The following is a 15,798-nucleotide window of genomic DNA, read 5'->3' as shown; positions in this document are numbered from 1 at the left end:
ATGACCGCCACCCTCACGCCCTCGCCGTCATCCGTCGCCGCTCCGGTGCACAGCACGTCGGCAGGTCATCTTCCCCGGTGGGCACCCTGGGCGCTGCTGCTGGCCGCCTTCGTGGTGTCGGCCACGATCTTCGCCTTCGTCAACGCGGGCAACGACCCCGCCGACTTCAACATCGCACTCACCCTCGTCGTCGGCCTCATCTTCTACATGGTTCTGATCTTCGTGATCTCCACCGTGGTCGAGAGCCGTCGCCACGCGATCGACCGCCTCATGACGGCGCTGGTGTCCGGCGCCTTCGTCGTCGCGCTCCTCCCGCTCATCTCGCTGCTGTACACCGTGGTCGTCAACGGCCTCATGCGGTTCGACGGCGAGTTCTTCAGCTTCTCGATGCGCAACATCGTCGGCGAAGGCGGCGGCGCGGTGCACGCCATCTGGGGCACGCTCCTCATCACGCTGGGCGCCACGATCATCTCGGTGCCGATCGGTCTGATGACCTCGATCTACCTCGTCGAGTACGGAGAGGGACGCAAGCTCGCCCGCGGCATCACGTTCCTCGTCGACGTCATGACGGGCATCCCGTCGATCGTCGCCGGTCTGTTCATCTACTCCGTCTTCTCGCTGATCGTCGGCCCCGGCACCCGCATGGGCATCATGGGCTCGCTCGCCCTCTCGGTGCTGATGATCCCCGTGGTCGTGCGCGGTTCCGAGGAACTCCTGCGGATCGTCCCGAACGAGCTCCGAGAGGCCGCATACGCGCTCGGTGTGCCGAAGTGGCTGACGATCATCAAGGTCGTCCTGCCGACCGCCATCGCCGGAATCCTGACCAGCATCATGCTCGCCATCTCACGCGTGATCGGCGAGACCGCGCCGCTGCTGCTCACGGTCGGCATCGTGCAGGGCATGAACCTGAACATGTTCAGCGGGCAGATGGCGACGCTGCCCGTGTTCTCGTACATGCAGGCCAAGTACCCCGGCATCCCCGTCGATGCCTACCTCGACAGGGCCTGGGCCGCCGCCCTCACCCTGATCGTCATCGTGATGGTGCTGAACCTGCTGGCCAGGATCATCGCCAAGGTGTTCGCCCCCAAGATCAACGGCCGCTGAGCCGTCTTTCCCGACTGAAGAAGAAGGATCACACGTGTCCAAGAGCATCGAAGTCAACGACCTCAACGTCTACTACAGCGACTTCCTCGCCGTCGAAGGCGTCAGCATCGAGATCAAGCCCAACACCGTCACGGCGTTCATCGGCCCGTCCGGCTGCGGCAAGTCCACGTTCCTGCGCACCCTCAACCGCATGCACGAGGTCATCCCCGGCGCGCGTGTCGAGGGAGAAGTGCTGATCGACGGCAAGAACCTCTACGGCGCCGGCGTCGACCCCGTGCTGGTGCGCCGTCAGGTCGGCATGGTCTTCCAGCGTCCCAACCCGTTCCCCACCATGTCGATCAAGGAGAACGTGCTCGCGGGCGTCAAGCTCAACAACACGCGCATGGCGAAGAGCGATCAGGATGCTCTCGTCGAGAAGTCCCTGCGTGGCGCGAACCTCTGGAACGAGGTCAAGGACCGCCTCGACCGCCCCGGTTCGGGTCTCTCGGGCGGCCAGCAGCAGCGTCTGTGCATCGCGCGTGCCATCGCCGTCTCCCCCGACGTGATCCTGATGGACGAGCCCTGCTCGGCGCTCGACCCGATCTCGACCTTCGCGATCGAGGAGCTCATCGCCGAGATCAAGTCGGAGTACACCGTCGTCATCGTGACGCACAACATGCAGCAGGCGAGCCGCGTGTCCGACCGGACCGCATTCTTCAACATCGCCGGCACCGGCAAGCCCGGCAAGCTCATCGAGTACGACGACACCCGCACGATGTTCACCACCCCGTCGGTGCAGGCGACCGAGGACTACGTCTCGGGACGCTTCGGATAAGCAACCGGTCTCGGACCGAGAGAGGGCCCGGCGCTTCGGCGTCGGGCCCTCTCTCGGTCCTGCGACCGGGCGCGCCTCAGTCTCGGGGCGAGAGGAGGTAGTCGTTGAGCTCGGCCGTGAGCGCGCGATCGACGGGCAGCTCGACCCCGTCCACGGCGGTGATCGGGGCGGCGAGGCGGACGCTGGAGACGAGCCAGGCGGCGTCAGCACGCGACAGATCGGATGCCGGCACCTGCGCATACTCGGCGACGAATCCGCGCGCGGTGAGGTGCTCGTAGACGCTGAGCTGTGTCGTACCGTGCAGGATGCCGCCGTTGGGCGCCGGCGTCACGAAACGCTCGCCGAAGCGCAGGATCAGCGACGCGGTCGGCGCCTCGAGCACGAAGCCGTCACGCGAGAGGAAGATCGCGTCGTCAGCTCCACGTCGGTGCGCTTCGCGAAGCGCCGCCATGTTCACCGCATACGAGAGGGTCTTGGCCCCGAGCAGCAGCCACGGTGCCTTCTCAGCAACGTCGAGGTCGTACCCGCGGTCGAGGGTGACCACGCGGATCCCCTGCTCGCGCACCGCCGAGAAGTCGGATGCCGGTGCGGCCGTGACCCAGGCGGTCGGTGTGGGGCCGTGCTCGACCCCACGGCTGAGGATGAGCTTGATGACGTATTCGCCCTGTTCGCAGTGGGCGGCCGCTCGCTCGATGGCCTGGTGCCACTGCGCCTGATTGGGGAGCGGCAGGTCGCACAGCTGCGCCGAGTGCGCGAGCCTCTCGAGGTGCGGCACGACCTCCTGCGCATGCCCGTCGATCACGCCGATCGACTCGAACACCCCGTCGCCGCGCTGCGTGCTCAGCTCCCCCACGCTCAGCGCCGGTGCGGCCGCATCCACGAGGGTGAACGTGTCTGCGAAGTCGGAGCGGGCGACGTCGGCCGCCGCAGGATCGATCATCAGAGCAAAGCGCCGTGTCATGATCCGAGCCTAGAGCCCCGGGAATAGCTTCAGCGCGAACTTGTTACACTGGAGTGGCCGGGCCGCATAACCCCGGGCTCCAATTTTTGCCGCTGCGAGCGGCCTTCCGCCGAGAGGCGTTTTTGCGGCCCGGTCTTTTCATGCGGGCACGGCGCCCGACGAGAACCCGGCCGCCGCGTCGATTCAGGCCAATGCGCCCGAGCGCCACAGCACGGCAGCGGCAGACAGGTCCTGCGCATAGCTGCTCAGCCGCAGGGCGCGGGTGGTGAGCTCGCTCGCGCGCGACGGTTCGGTCGGCTCGTAGTCGTCCGCCGCGTGGGTCGCGCCAGAGGCCTGGACTCGGCAGAACGCCGCGGCCCGATCGAGGGCGACCGCGAAGTCGCCGCGAAACGCACCGCGGAGGATCGTGTCGATCAGTGCGACGAGCTCGTCGGGGTTCGCCGGCACCGGTGCTCCGGCGATCACGGCATCCACGGATGCGAGCTCCACTCTGCCCCGCTCGTACAGCAGGGCCGCGGTGTGCGGATCGCCGTGGATGGCCAGCTGCAGGAGGTACAGCCGCCACAGCGCGCCCGGCAGAGTGCGAGACGGAGCCTTCGACCAGAGCTCGGCGATCTCGTCGATGCCGTGCTCGTCGGTGAAGGCGACGAGCCGGTCGGCGCTCACGCCGCTCTCATCGGCGCGCACGCGGGTCAGCAGAGCGGATGCGGTCGCATGCGCGACGCGCGTCTCCTCGGCGGGATCGTGACTGCCCACGATGTTGTCGAAGGCACTGGTGGGCCGGCGCACCGGACGGGAGAACTGCTCAGGCATCAGTCCAGGGTACGCGCGATCCGAGGCATCAGGCCGTCGGGATCACGACGACGGGATCGGATGTCGGCAGGCCCGAGGGCGAGCCTCCGTCCTGCTCCACCGTGACGGCGATCACATCACCCGCGTGCATCTCGCCCGCGAGCACCGCTGTCGCTTCGCCGTCGTCGGCCGCGAACACGCCCGCCGACACCGGAGTGTCACCGCGCACATACCAGAGCTCGTAGGTCTTGCCCTCGGCGAGCGACGGGATGCCGTCGGTCACGAGCACGGACTTGCCGAGCGACGCCGACCAGTGCGCGGTCGCAGTGCCGCCGCTCTCGAGCGACACGCTGGCCTGCTGAGCGTCGCCGGCCGCCTGGATGTCCTCGAGTGCGACGACACTCGCCGGTCGGTTGATGTAGGTGTTGATCGCGACGGCGCCTGCCCCCACACCGACGAGCAGCGCGAGGCATGCCGCGAGCGCGAAGAGGAAGCGGAGGCGATGTGCCGGAGCCTTCGGGGCGTCGTCGCCATCGCGTGCGGCGGGCGCTGAGTCCGCCACGGGCGCGGCATCTGCCGTCTCGCCGGGCGCCGGGTCGGGCATCGAGTCGGGCGCCGAGTCCGAGAGAACGACATCGCCGCTCTGCGGCGTGACGGCGATACGTGCGAGCAGAGCGGCACGAATGTCGGGCGAAGGAACGGCCTGCGCCACTCCGTCGGCGAGGAAGCCGGCACTGTCGGCATCGGCATCCACGATGCCCTGCCATTCCGGGTGCGCTGCGAGTGCGGCGTGATACCGCTGCTGGTCATCGGGCGACAGCGCGTCGAGCGCTGCTCCTGCCGCGAGTTCTGCGAAGTCCTTCTCGTTCATGCCGTCACCCCCATAGCTGTCCTCAGTCGCGAGAGCCCATCTCGCATCCGTGTCTTGATCGTCCCCAGCGGCGCCCCGACGAGAGCTGCCACTTCGTTCTGACTGTAACCGCCGTAATAGGCCAGGACGAGAGCTTCGCGCTGCACCTCGGGAAGGCCTGAGAGCGCGTGAACCACCTTCTCGCCCTCGATGCCCAGCTCCACCGTCTCCGCCACACTGTCGTGCGCGACCCCGATGTCCCTGAACCCGGCTCGTACGTCTCGGTCCGCGCTGGACTGGGACGCCCGAACCCGGTCGACCGCACGACGGTGCGCGATCGTCATCACCCAGGTTCTTCCCTGACCCTTGTTCGGAGCGAACTTCGTAGCGGATTGCCAGATCTCCAAGAAGACCTCTTGGAGCACCTCTTCGCTCTGCGAGCGATTCACGAGGACCCTGAGGATGAGGCCGAAGACGCGTGACGACAGAGTGTCGTAGAGCTCCGCGAATGCGCGCTGATCACCGTCGCCGATGCGAAGGAGCAGGTCAGCGACAGCATCCCGAGCCGTACCGTCTTCGGGTACGTCCATTCCATCGATGACCATCTCTAACAGCATGCCGCATTCACCCCGCTTTCCCGTGCAGCCGCCACCTGAAAGTGACGGAAACGAGTCCTCTTAAGTGCTCCTCGTCGAAACCTGTTCGCTGCAGACCCTCGAAACGGATTGGATTCGGCGGCTCGGAAAAAACTTTGACGTTTCTCCCATCCGATCCCGGTGGGGCTCCGAACGACTGTCAACGCCACGGAGAGGCCGTGGCAGTGTTCTGAAGGAGCTTGAGATGTTCAGCACCAAGAAGAAGGTCACCGCAGCCATCACCCTCGGCCTTGCGAGCGCATTCCTGCTCTCCGCATGTTCCATGGGCGGCACCACCGAAGAGCCGGCAGAGTCGACGGCCCCCGAGTCGTCCGAGACGATGGCTCCCGAGACCGAGACGATGGACCCGGCCGCGAACCTGGTCGGCCCCGGCTGCGCCGCATACGCAGAGGCTGTTCCGGACGGCGCAGGATCCGTCGAGGGCATGTCGCTCGACCCGGTCGCCACCGCAGCATCCAACAACCCGCTGCTCACCACGCTCGTGGCCGCAGTCAGCGGACAGCTGAACCCCGACGTCAACCTCGTCGACACGCTGAACGGCGACGAGTTCACCGTCTTCGCACCCGTCGATGACGCTTTCGCGAAGATCGACCCGGCCACCATCGAGGCACTCAAGACCGACAGCGCCACGCTGAGCTCGATCCTGACCTACCACGTGGTCCCCGGCCAGGTCGCACCTGACGAGATCGCCGGCATGCACACCACCGTCCAGGGTGCTGACCTCGAGGTCACCGGCAGCGGCGACGACCTGATGGTCAACGACGCCACCGTCATCTGCGGTGGAGTCCAGACCGCCAACGCGACCGTGTACCTCATCGACACGGTCCTGATGCCCCCGGCCGAGTAAGGCCCGGGAACGCCGAGGCGGACACTCGGTAAGCCGTCCCACCTCTCGGGGGAGGTCGGTGGGATGGAGAAGGAGCCGCTGACGACACGTCGTCAGCGGCTCCTTCTTTGCGCCCTAGACTGGAGGGGCGGGCCTCTAGCTCAGTTGGCAGAGCATCGGACTTTTAATCCGCGGGTCGTGGGTTCGAGCCCCACGGGGCCCACCGTTTATCACCACCGGCCGGATCCGGCCACCCCCTTCACTCCGTCGGCACCCTGCGAGAGAGTCGTGGCGTCCCCATCCGGGACATTCACCCCACGAAAGGACGCATCATGGCGACTCTCACCGACAGCCGAGTGGCATTCCTCGCGACAGACGGATTCGAGGACAGCGAGCTGACCAGTCCGTGGGAAGCGGTGCAGGGCGAAGGCGCGAGCGCCACGCTCATCGCACCGGACGGACAGCAGATCACCGGCAAGAACGGTCACGTGCAGCACGTCGACCTCACGTCCGAGACGGCGAAGGCCGACGAGTTCGACGCTCTCGTGCTCCCGGGCGGCGTCGTGAACGCCGACCACCTGCGGCTCGACAAGGCATCGATCGACCTCGCCCGCTCGTTCTTCGAGCAGCACAAGCCGGTCGCGGTCATCTGCCACGGCGCGTGGATCCTGATCGAAGCCGGCGTGGTCGACGGACGCACGCTGACCAGCTACCCGAGCCTCGCGACCGACCTCCGCAACGCCGGAGCCACCTGGGTCGACGAGGAAGTGGTGGTCGACGAAGGTCTCGTGTCCAGCCGCACTCCCGACGACCTCCCCGCTTTCAACGCGAAGCTGATCGAAGAGGTCGCCGAGGGGAAGCACGCAGGGCAGACCGCGTGATCTGAATTCCCGGCGGTCCGTAGTCAGGCGCCAGCGCGCGCCCTGTGACGCCGGACCGCCGCTCTGTTCGCACAGCGCACCGAGCAGAATCGCTGCCGCCCGTTGCGGGTCACGTCGACGACCACGTTCGTGCAGGGTGAGGCCTCGCAGCGACCCAGTCGGTCCATGCCGCGGGTGACGAGGTGCAGCGACGTGCCGACCGCGAAGACGGCCCGGAGCACATACGGCAGAGATCGCACATCGTCGCGGTAGTGCAGGTGCCAGCCTTCGCCGTCGTGGTTCGTCAGGCGCGGGTACGCCGCAGCTTCCGCCATCTGCGCGTTGAGGATCTCCGCGCGAGAGTCCGGGTCCGCCGCGTCGACGATCCGCAGCCAGTCGTCGACCACCTCTCTGACCCGTTCGTGGTCGTCGGCGGCGGGAGGGAACGTCATCGTCATCCCCATCTCGAGGGTGCGCTCCTCGATTCCCGCTCGATCGACGGGGAAGTCGTCGGCGAGGGACGCGGCCAGGAGAACCGCATATTCGCCGTAAGGGTTGAGATGCATAAGGCCATTACATCACGCTGGATGCATGACCACGTTGCACGCTCTGCCGATCCCTCGTCAGACCACCACCGCACACGAGCATGCCTGGGTCGCCGACTCGCGGCATCCGACCAGCGAAGGCGTCGTCGTGTACGTCCGCTGCGCCGACTGCGGCACGCATCGCGTCGACCTGCAGGCGCACCCGCTGATGCCTCCCTCGGCGATCAGCCGCGAGACCTCGGACTGAACCACTGATCAGACAGCGACGATCTCGCCGTTCCGCGGCACCCAGTCCTGCTCTCCTTCGCGGAGAAAGGCGAGCGGGATCCCCCGGCCGTCCTGCTCGATCGCGTGCGAGCTGCCGAACAGCTCTGTGCTGTGGCTGGGGACGCGCGACGCCGGGCTGTTCTGCACGATCCACCGCCCCGTGAAGGGCAGAGCCAGCGTGAACGGCGCCCTCTCGCTCATGCGGTCAGCTCGGCGAGCTTCCGGATCGTGCGGAGGTTGCGCGCCGTGCCTGCGACGCCGAGCGCACGATCGAGGACGGCCTTGGTGAGCCTCGTGCTGTGCACACCGCCCTCGGCGTAGTCGATCCACAGATCGTCGCCGACCAGCGCGATCCGCTCCCCCGGCACGAGCCGCTCCTGCAGCGCCTCGACGACCCCGGGCGCGGCCGGCGCCTCGAGGAACATCGCGTGGAGCAGCTTCTCCGACGCTCCGCCGAACGGGCGCGCATCCAGGGCGTGCACGAGGTCGTCGTGAGTCCTCAGGATGACCGGGGTGTCGACGTCGAACTCGTCGGCGATCAGCTCCCGGACCCGAGCGCTCACCGACGTCGGATCATCCGGATGCTCGCACACGATGTTCCCACTCGCGATGTAGGTCGAGACCTCACCCAGCACCGGAGCGAGCACCTCGCGCAGCTGTGCCATCGGCACTCGATTGCGGCCCGAGACGTTGACCGCTCGCAGCAGCAGGACGCTGCGTGTCACGCAGAGTCGCTCTCGACGAGCACGGCACCCGCATGGGCGAGTTCTGCGAGAGCCGCCGCACTCGGCCCCGGTGCGACACCCGCGATCAGGTCAGTGAGGATGCGCACTCGGACTCCGTGCGCCACCGCGTCGAGCGCAGAGGCCCGCACGCAGTGGTCCGTGGCGATGCCGACGACGTCGGCCTCGAGGACACCCGCGGCGGTGAGGATCGCGCCGACGGTGTCTCCCGTTTCGGTCGCGCCCTCGAACATCGAGTAGGCGGGGCGACCCTGCCCCTTGTGCACATGGTGCGTGACGGCATCGGTCACCAGCAGCGGGTCGTAGTCGGCGCCGGGCGTGCCTGCGACGCAGTGCACGGGCCACGTGTCGACGTAGTCCGGCGCCTCTCCGAAGTGGCCGCCGTTGTCGCCTTCGGCGTCGTGCCAGTCGCGCGAGGCGATGATGACGTCGTACTCCGTCGCATGTGCGGCGAGGAACGCTGAGACAGCGGATGCCACGGCGTCCCCGCCGTCGACGGCCAAAGCGCCGCCCTCGGTGAAGTCGTTCTGCACATCGACGATCAGAAGCGCTCTGCTCATGGTCTGAGCGTACGCCGCCCTCGCGGGTCTCCCCAAGGCAGGAAACCAAAAGGCCCCGAGATGTTGTTCACATCACGGGGCCTGCTGGAGCCGCTTGTCAGAATCGAACTGACGACCTTTTCATTACGAGTGAAATGCTCTGCCGACTGAGCTAAAGCGGCGCGATCATCGATATTACCCGTTCCGGAGCCGCACCGCGAATCGAGCCGCGATCACTCGCAGCGGACGTCGCTCTCGGGCACGACATCGTCGAGGAGGAACGCCTCGACGGCGCTGTCGACGCACGTGTTGCCCTTGTTGTATCCGGTGTGGCCTTCGCCCACGCGGGTGATCAGCACGCCCTCGTCGAGCTGCTCGGCGAGCGACTCGGACCACTCGTACGGGGTCGCCGGATCGTTGGTCGTGCCGACCACGAGGATCGGGCCGGCACCCTCGGCGTTGATCTCGCCTCGCGTCCCGGTCGGCGGGTAGGGCCACACCGAGCAGGAGTCGGGGCCGTTCCAGTACGGAGCGATGGTCGGTGCGCCGTCGGCGATCCTCTTCTCGGTCGCCGCCTCGGCCGCCGGGTCGTCCTCGACGGGATAGTCCATGCAGTTGTAGGCGCGGAAGGCTTCGCTCGAGTTGTCGAGATAGGTGCCGTTCTCACGTCCGTTGTAGAAGTCGGCGAGGAAGAACGCCGTCGTCGGATCGCCCTGCAGAGCCTCGTCGAGCGCCTGCGTGAGGTACTGCCAGCTGTCTGCCGAATACAGGGCGGCGATGATCGCGGTCATCAGCGAGTCCGCGCCGAGCATGCGCCCGTCGCCGTTCTCGAGCGGAGACGCGTCGACGCTCGCGAGCAGTGCACCGAGATCGGCCATGGCCTCGTCGACCGTGCCGTTGAACGGGCACTCGCCCGAGTCGAGGCAGTTCTGCATGTACGCGCGGAGGGCCGATTCGAATCCGAGCGCCTGAGTGGCACCGACATCGAGCCCCGAGACGGCCGGGTCGATCGCACCGTCGAGCACGAGTCGGCCCGCTTTCTCGGGGTACAGGTCGGCGTAGGTCGCACCGAGGAAAGTGCCGTAGGAGTAGCCGAGGTAGTTCAGCTGCTTGTCGCCGAGCACCGCGCGGATCAGATCCATGTCGCGTGCGGCGTTGATCGTGGTGACGTAGGGCAGGATGCCGCCGCTGTTCGCCTCGCACGCGTCGGCGAACTCCTTGTGGGCCTCGAGCAGCTCGGCCTCCCACTCCGCACTCCCCCGCTTGCCTGCGGGGATCGTGTAGAGGTAGTCGTCCATGCCTGCAGCGTCGAAGCACGTCACTGCGGTGGATTCTCCGACGCCGCGGGGGTCGAATCCGATCACGTCGTAGTTCTCGATGAGATCGGCGCCGACCGCGAAGTCGAGACTGTCGCGGATGAGCTCGACGCCGCTGGCGCCAGGACCACCGGGGTTCGTCAGCAGTGAGCCCTGAGCCGTTCCCGTCGCCTGGTGGCGCACGACGGAGAGGGTGATCTCGCCCTCGCCCGGGTTCTCCCAGTCGAGCGGAGCGGTCACCTCGGTGCAGTCGAACCCCGTGCCGCACTCGCTCCAGGTGAGCGTCTGGCCGTAGAACGGCAGCAGGTCTTCTGCCACGCCTTCGGTGTCTGGCGCGTTCGTGGTGGACGGCTTCGGCTCGGCCTGCTCGGGGATCATCGAGTACAGGCACCCGGAGAGGGCGACCGAGGCCGCGGCGAGGCCGGCGATCACGGCGACGGCACGTCGGATGCGGGAAGTCGGTCGATTGTTCACGGTGTCCTCCCGCTCGTGACAGTCACGAGCAAGCTCTCGAGGGCGAGCAGCGGTGCGACGTTGCGCTCCAGCGACTGGCGTGTGTTGGCAAGGTGGTCGAGTACGACAAGAGTACGGGTCTCCGGCCAGGCCGCAGCCAGCGCGGCCAGGTCTTCGCGAAGCTCGCGATTGATCAGCTCGTCGTCTCGGCCGAACTGCAGCATGACGACATCACGGAAGAGAGACTGCAGATCGGTGAGGACTCTGTCGATCCCGTCACGCAGACTTCGGGTCGCACGCTTCTTCTGGTCGTCCTCCAGCGCGGAGATCTGCGTGCGCAGGGCCGGCGGAACGGCCTGCCCCTCGGCGATCCCGACCATACGCAGCAGGGATGCGCGCTCGGCCGCGTCGCGCTCGGCGGTGAGCGCCTTGGCGTCGTCAGTGGCCGCCTGGATGATGCGGCCGGCGACCTCGACGGCGTCGCTGACACCGCGAACCCCCAGCACAGACCGCAGGGTCTCGTCACGGCGGCGGCGGGCAGCCTCATCGGTGGCGAGTCGCTGGGCCATGCCGATGTGCCGTTGCGCATGACGAGCGGCCTGCTCGGCGATGCCCTCATCGACCCCTGTGCGCAGCGTGATCAGACGTGCCACGTCTGCGACATCGGGCTCGCGCAGTCGCAGTGAGCGCACGCGCGAACGGATGGTCGGCAGCAGGTCGGCTTCGCTCGGGGCGCAGAGTATCCAGACCGTCTGCTCTGGCGGCTCTTCGAGAGCCTTCAGCAGCACGTTGGAGGTGCGCTCGACCATGCGGTCGGCGTCTTCGACCACGATCACGCGATAGCGGCCGGCAGACGGGGCGAAGTACGAGCGCTCGACGAGCGCACGAGCCTCCGCGATCGTGATGATGACCTTGTCGGTGCGCAATGCCGTCACATCCGGATGCGTTCCCGCGAGAACCTGACGCATCGACGCCTCGTCATCGGGGTGGTCCGCCACGAGCGCTGCGGCGAAGGCGTGCGCGAGCGTGGAGCGCCCCGACCCGGGCGGACCCGTGATGAGCCAGGCGTGCGACAGCGCGGAGGGATCGGATGCGGCGTTGCGAAGCGTGTCGACCGCGGCATCCTGCCCCCACACATCGGCCCACGGGAAAGGTGCGGCGACAGTCTGGGGCATGCCCTCAGCCTAATCGGGAGCACCGACGTGCGCGGCAACCGTCCCCGTCTGCGAGGGGCGCACAGGCGGACGGCGTGCTGTGCGGAAGGCTCAGCCGATCAGCGTGGCGACCCGCTCGCGGATCTGCTCGGCGATGACCTCGGGCGTCGCTGCGGCGTCGAGAACCAGGAAACGATCCGGCTCGGCCTGCGCCAGAGCGAGGTACGCGTCGCGGACTCGCGCGTGGAACTCGTTCTTCTCGGCTTCGAGTCTGTCGAAGGGCTTGTCAGCCGAGTCGAGTCGCACACGCGCCGATTCGGGGTCGAGGTCGAGCAGCACGGTGAGGTCGGGCAGCGCGCCCTCGGCGGCCCACAGCGACAGGTCGCGGATCTCGTCGCCGTCGAGCACTCGCCCTGCGCCCTGATAGGCGACGGATGAGTCGAGATAGCGATCCTGCAGCACGACCTCACCGCGGGCGAGAGCAGGCCGGACGACCGTCGCGACGTGATGCGCGCGGTCGGCGGCGTAGAGAAGAGCCTCGGCACGCGGCGCGATGTCCCCACGATGGTGCAGCACGATGTCTCGGATCAGCTGGCCGACCTCCGAACCGCCGGGCTCGCGGGTGCGCACGACGGTTCGCCCTTCATCCGTCATCCACTGGGCGAGGAGGTTCGACTGCGTGGTCTTCCCCGATCCGTCTCCGCCCTCGAGGGTGATCCAGATTCCGGGACCTGATGTCACGAACCGGCCTTCTTCGCGGCGTTCGCGGCACGCGTCGCCGCGGCCTTCTTGGCTGCTGCAGACCGTGCGGCGGCCTTCTCGGCATCCGTCCCGGTCGACTTGGCCGGCGCCTTCTTCGCCGCGGGCTTCTTCGCGGCAGGCTTCTTGGCCGCAGGCTTCTTCGCGGCCGGCTTCTTGGCCGGCGCCTTCTTCGCGGCTGCGCCGCGCTTCGGGGCCGGACCCTTGGCGCGCTTGTCGGCGAGCATCTGCACGGCGATCTCGAACGTGATGTCTTCGACCTTCTGGCCGCGAGGGATCGTCACGTTCGTCTCTCCGTCTGTGACGTAGGCACCGAAGCGACCGTCGCGGATGCGGATCGGCTTGTTGCTGACGGGGTCGGCCTCGAACTCGGCGAGCGCGCTGGACGCACGGCGGGACCCTGCGCCGTATTTCGGCTGCGCGTAGATCTCGAGCGCCTTCTCGAGCGTCACGTCGAAGATCTCCGACTCGCTCTCGAGCGATCGGGAGTCCGTGCCCTTCTTCAGGTACGGACCGAATCGGCCGTTCTGTGCGGTGATCTCCTCGCCGCTCTCGGGGTCGGCGCCGACGACCCGCGGCAGGCTGAGCAGCTGCAGGGCGGTGTCGAGGTCGATCGTGTCGACCGACATCGAGCGGAAGAGTGAGGCGGTGCGCTGCTTGGGCGCGGCCGCCTTCTTGGCCCCCCGCTTCGGCTTGGGGGCGTCGACGACCTCGCCGGTCGCCTCGTCGACGGCGGCATCTTCGGACACCGGGTCGTTCTCCTGCACATAGGGACCGAAGCGTCCGTCCTTGACGACGACGATCTTGCCGTTGTCGGGGTTGGTGCCCAGCACCCGGTCGCCGGCGACCGGCGCGTCGATGAGCTCCTGCGCCTTCGCAGCGGTCAGCTCGTCGGGGGCGAGATCCTCGGGCACGTTCACGATGCGCGGCTTCTCGTCGGGCGCCTCGGGGTTCGCGACCTCGAGGTAGGGACCGTATTTGCCGAAGCGCAGCGTGGCGGTGTCGGTGATGGGCGTGGAGTTGAGCGCCCGCGCATCGATCTCGCCGAGGTTGTCGACGGTCTGACGCAGGCCGACGTGCGAATCGGAGCCGTAATAGAAGGAACGCAGCCACTCGACGCGCTTCTGCTCGCCTCGTGCGATCGCGTCGAGGTCGTCTTCGAGCGCCGCGGTGAAGTCGTAGTCGATCAGGTCGGCGAAATGCTCTTCGAGCAGACGGACCACGCTGAACGCGAGCCAGGTCGGCACGAGGGCCTGGCCGCGCTTGGTCGCGTAGCCTCGGTCGATCACCGTGCCGATGATGCTGGCGAACGTCGAGGGGCGGCCGATGCCGTGCTCCTCGAGTGCCTTGACCAGCGATGCCTCGGTATAGCGCGGCTTGGGGGTCGTGCGGTGCCCCTTGGCCTCGGACTCCGACATGCGCAGCTCGTCGCCGACGGCGACGACCGGGAGCGACTGGTTCTCGTCGGTGTCCCTGTCGTTGCGCTTCTCGTCGCGTCCTTCTTCATAGGCCTCGAGGAAGCCCTTGAAGGTGTACACGGTGCCGGACGCGGTGAACTCGGCGTTGCGCCCCGCGGCGTCGACCGCGATGGTGACGGTCGTGGTCTCGTACTTCGCATCGGCCATCTGACTGGCGACGGTGCGCTTCCAGATCAGGTCGTAGAGACGGTGCTCCTCGCGGTCCAGTTCCGACGAGACGGACTTCGGGGTGCGGAAGTTCTCGCCCGAGGGACGGATCGCCTCGTGCGCCTCCTGCGCGTTCTTGCTCTTCGACTTGTAGGCGCGCGGCTTCAGCGGCACCGCGGTGTCGCCGTAGAGCGCGACGGCCTGGCTGCGAGCGGCTTGCACGGCCTGGGTGCTCAGCGCGACCGAGTCGGTTCGCATATAGGTGATGTAACCCTTTTCGTACAGCCGCTGCGCGACGCTCATCGCCTGCTTGGCGCTCATCGAGAGCTTGCGGCCCGCCTCCTGCTGCATGGTGGAGGTGGTGAACGGCGCGTAGGGGCTGCGGGTTCCCGGCTTCGCCTCGACCTTCGTGACCGAGCCTGTACCGGCGGCGTCGACGGCGAGTGCGAGCTCAGCGGCCTGCTTCTCGTCGAGGATGACGACGGCCTTCTTGAGCTTTCCGTTGTCGTCGAAGTCGGTGCCTCGGGCGAGCTGGCCGCCGTCGACACGCACAAGACGAACCTTGAATGCTGACGACGACGAGGCGAGCGCCTCGACGTCCCAATACTCGGCGGAGACGAACGCCATGCGCTCGCGCTCTCGTTCGACGATCATGCGGGTGGCGGCGGACTGCACGCGTCCGGCAGACAGCCCCGTCTTGACCTTGTACCAGAGCACGGGCGAGACGTCCCAGCCGTACAGCCGGTCGAGGATGCGGCGGGTCTCCTGCGCGTCGACGAGGTCGGTGTCGAGCTCACGGGTGTTGCCGATGGCCGCCTGGATCGCGTCCTTCGTGATCTCGTGGAAGACCATGCGCTTGACGGGGACCTTCGGCTTCAGAGTCTCGAGCAGGTGCCAGGCGATGGCCTCGCCTTCGCGGTCCTCATCAGTGGCGAGCAGGAGCTCGTCGGCGGTCTTGAGCGCACGCTTGAGTTCGGCGACGGTCTTCGTCTTGCGATCGGAGACGACGTAGTAGGGATCGAAGTCGTTGTCGACGTCGATCGAGTACTTCCCGTACGCCTGCTTGTCGGCGGCGGGGATGTCCTTCTTGTCTGCGAGGTCGCGGATGTGGCCGACGGAGCTGAGCACCTCGTAGCCATCGCCGAGGTATCCCTGAATCGACCGCATCTTCGTCGGGGACTCGACAATGACGAGCTTCTTGCCTTCAGCCAAGGGAGCGTCCTTTCTTCGAAGCACACCATACACACCGCCGTGATGGGTTGGTCACAGTGGTCGCCTGCATTTTCGCCGGAAAGTGCTCGTGCCGCCGTCAGGATCCCTCGGGTGGCCCAGCACGGGCTCGGGAGACGGCAGCGAGTCCAGCGTACGCCGCGTTCACCTGCACAGTCGCCACGAAGCCCTCGACGGCACACTCGGTGAGGGCCGCGCCTGAGGCAGCCGCGACCCGCGCGGCGAGGGCGCACGGGTCGTCGGCCGTGACGATCGCACCGCTGGCCGCGTCGGCCGCGGCGAGCGCCGCGGCGTCGGCGGCCCC

Annotated in this window: 18 protein-coding genes and 2 tRNA genes; 6 read left to right on the top strand and 14 right to left on the bottom strand. The window is 67.5% G+C overall.

Features of this window, described 5'->3' with window-relative positions:
• Together pstA and pstB are read left to right on the top strand one after the other, a co-directional pair.
• Complete coding sequence (pstA, locus tag RU09_RS08955) at positions 1 to 1,104, top strand: phosphate ABC transporter permease PstA (protein ID WP_042539734.1); 1,104 nt, start codon at positions 1 to 3, stop codon at positions 1,102 to 1,104.
• A gap of 34 nt (positions 1,105 to 1,138) precedes the next feature.
• Positions 1,139 to 1,918 carry a phosphate ABC transporter ATP-binding protein PstB gene (pstB, locus tag RU09_RS08950; protein ID WP_042539732.1) on the top strand — a complete coding sequence of 260 codons (780 nt, stop codon included), beginning with the start codon at positions 1,139 to 1,141 and terminating at the stop codon, positions 1,916 to 1,918.
• Between the two features lie 76 nt (positions 1,919 to 1,994).
• On the opposite strand, the gene RU09_RS08945 is transcribed toward pstB, so the two are convergent.
• The 4 genes from RU09_RS08945 to sigK all read right to left on the bottom strand — a co-directional run bounded on the left by RU09_RS08945 (position 1,995) and on the right by sigK (position 5,138).
• Complete coding sequence (locus RU09_RS08945; protein ID WP_042539730.1) at positions 1,995 to 2,879, bottom strand: aminodeoxychorismate lyase; 885 nt, start codon at positions 2,877 to 2,879, stop codon at positions 1,995 to 1,997.
• 183 nt (positions 2,880 to 3,062) lie between these two features.
• Positions 3,063 to 3,692, bottom strand: coding sequence for a hypothetical protein (locus RU09_RS08940; RefSeq protein WP_042539728.1), 630 nt, complete (start codon positions 3,690 to 3,692; stop codon positions 3,063 to 3,065).
• Between the two features lie 28 nt (positions 3,693 to 3,720).
• Positions 3,721 to 4,542: an anti-sigma factor gene (locus RU09_RS08935; RefSeq protein WP_042539726.1), complete on the bottom strand. Its 822-nt coding sequence runs from the start codon at positions 4,540 to 4,542 to the stop codon at positions 3,721 to 3,723.
• Positions 4,539 to 5,138, bottom strand: a complete 600-nt coding sequence (gene sigK / locus RU09_RS08930) for an ECF RNA polymerase sigma factor SigK (protein ID WP_194285951.1) — start codon at positions 5,136 to 5,138, stop codon at positions 4,539 to 4,541. Before sigK ends, RU09_RS08935 begins: the two co-directional genes overlap by 4 nt.
• A 223-nt stretch (positions 5,139 to 5,361) precedes the next feature.
• On the opposite strand from sigK, the gene RU09_RS08925 reads away from it, so the two are divergent.
• The 3 genes from RU09_RS08925 to RU09_RS08915 all read left to right on the top strand — a co-directional run bounded on the left by RU09_RS08925 (position 5,362) and on the right by RU09_RS08915 (position 6,884).
• A complete protein-coding gene (locus RU09_RS08925; protein WP_042539725.1) occupies positions 5,362 to 6,024 on the top strand; it encodes a fasciclin domain-containing protein in 663 nt (220 codons plus the stop codon).
• Between the two features lie 129 nt (positions 6,025 to 6,153).
• Positions 6,154 to 6,226: transfer RNA gene (locus RU09_RS08920), tRNA-Lys, on the top strand.
• A gap of 109 nt (positions 6,227 to 6,335) precedes the next feature.
• Positions 6,336 to 6,884, top strand: a complete 549-nt coding sequence (locus RU09_RS08915; RefSeq protein ID WP_042539723.1) for a type 1 glutamine amidotransferase domain-containing protein — start codon at positions 6,336 to 6,338, stop codon at positions 6,882 to 6,884.
• A gap of 23 nt (positions 6,885 to 6,907) precedes the next feature.
• Here RU09_RS08915 and RU09_RS08910 read toward each other — a convergent pair whose 3' ends face one another.
• Positions 6,908 to 7,429 carry a CGNR zinc finger domain-containing protein gene (locus tag RU09_RS08910; RefSeq protein ID WP_042539721.1) on the bottom strand — a complete coding sequence of 174 codons (522 nt, stop codon included), beginning with the start codon at positions 7,427 to 7,429 and terminating at the stop codon, positions 6,908 to 6,910.
• A 25-nt stretch (positions 7,430 to 7,454) separates the two neighbouring features.
• Between RU09_RS08910 and RU09_RS08905 the strand changes: the two genes are divergently transcribed.
• Positions 7,455 to 7,655 (top strand): hypothetical protein, encoded by a 201-nt coding sequence (locus RU09_RS08905; protein WP_042539719.1) that lies wholly within the window; start codon positions 7,455 to 7,457, stop codon positions 7,653 to 7,655.
• A gap of 8 nt (positions 7,656 to 7,663) precedes the next feature.
• Here the strand turns inward: RU09_RS08905 and RU09_RS18900 are convergent, their stop codons facing one another.
• From RU09_RS18900 to RU09_RS18700, 9 genes are all read right to left on the bottom strand, one after another.
• Complete coding sequence (locus RU09_RS18900; protein ID WP_042539717.1) at positions 7,664 to 7,876, bottom strand: hypothetical protein; 213 nt, start codon at positions 7,874 to 7,876, stop codon at positions 7,664 to 7,666.
• The gene (locus tag RU09_RS08895; protein WP_042539715.1) at positions 7,873 to 8,400 is read right to left on the bottom strand and encodes a DUF1697 domain-containing protein; all 528 of its coding nucleotides are present in this window, start codon (positions 8,398 to 8,400) and stop codon (positions 7,873 to 7,875) included. The genes RU09_RS18900 and RU09_RS08895 overlap by 4 nt, the downstream gene beginning before the upstream one ends.
• Positions 8,397 to 8,978 (bottom strand): isochorismatase family protein, encoded by a 582-nt coding sequence (locus tag RU09_RS08890; RefSeq protein WP_042539713.1) that lies wholly within the window; start codon positions 8,976 to 8,978, stop codon positions 8,397 to 8,399. Before RU09_RS08890 ends, RU09_RS08895 begins: the two co-directional genes overlap by 4 nt.
• An 85-nt stretch (positions 8,979 to 9,063) precedes the next feature.
• A tRNA-Thr gene (locus tag RU09_RS08885) sits at positions 9,064 to 9,139 on the bottom strand.
• 51 nt (positions 9,140 to 9,190) lie between these two features.
• A complete protein-coding gene (locus RU09_RS08880; protein WP_042539711.1) occupies positions 9,191 to 10,747 on the bottom strand; it encodes an alpha/beta hydrolase in 1,557 nt (518 codons plus the stop codon).
• Positions 10,744 to 11,901: a DNA polymerase III subunit delta' gene (locus RU09_RS08875; protein WP_042539709.1), complete on the bottom strand. Its 1,158-nt coding sequence runs from the start codon at positions 11,899 to 11,901 to the stop codon at positions 10,744 to 10,746. Before RU09_RS08875 ends, RU09_RS08880 begins: the two co-directional genes overlap by 4 nt.
• A 90-nt stretch (positions 11,902 to 11,991) precedes the next feature.
• Positions 11,992 to 12,621 carry a dTMP kinase gene (gene tmk / locus RU09_RS08870; protein WP_042539707.1) on the bottom strand — a complete coding sequence of 210 codons (630 nt, stop codon included), beginning with the start codon at positions 12,619 to 12,621 and terminating at the stop codon, positions 11,992 to 11,994.
• Complete coding sequence (gene topA, locus RU09_RS08865) at positions 12,618 to 15,476, bottom strand: type I DNA topoisomerase (RefSeq protein WP_042539705.1); 2,859 nt, start codon at positions 15,474 to 15,476, stop codon at positions 12,618 to 12,620. Before topA ends, tmk begins: the two co-directional genes overlap by 4 nt.
• A gap of 97 nt (positions 15,477 to 15,573) precedes the next feature.
• Positions 15,574 to 15,798 (bottom strand): hypothetical protein (locus RU09_RS18700; RefSeq protein WP_042539704.1); only part of this gene is annotated, 225 nt, incomplete at its 5' end.

This window comes from Microbacterium sp. MEJ108Y (genome assembly GCF_000834175.1).
GTDB lineage: Bacteria > Actinomycetota > Actinomycetes > Actinomycetales > Microbacteriaceae > Microbacterium > Microbacterium forte.
The sequence above is the reverse complement of the archived record's forward strand: the minus strand, read 5'-3'. Positions and strand labels throughout refer to the sequence as shown.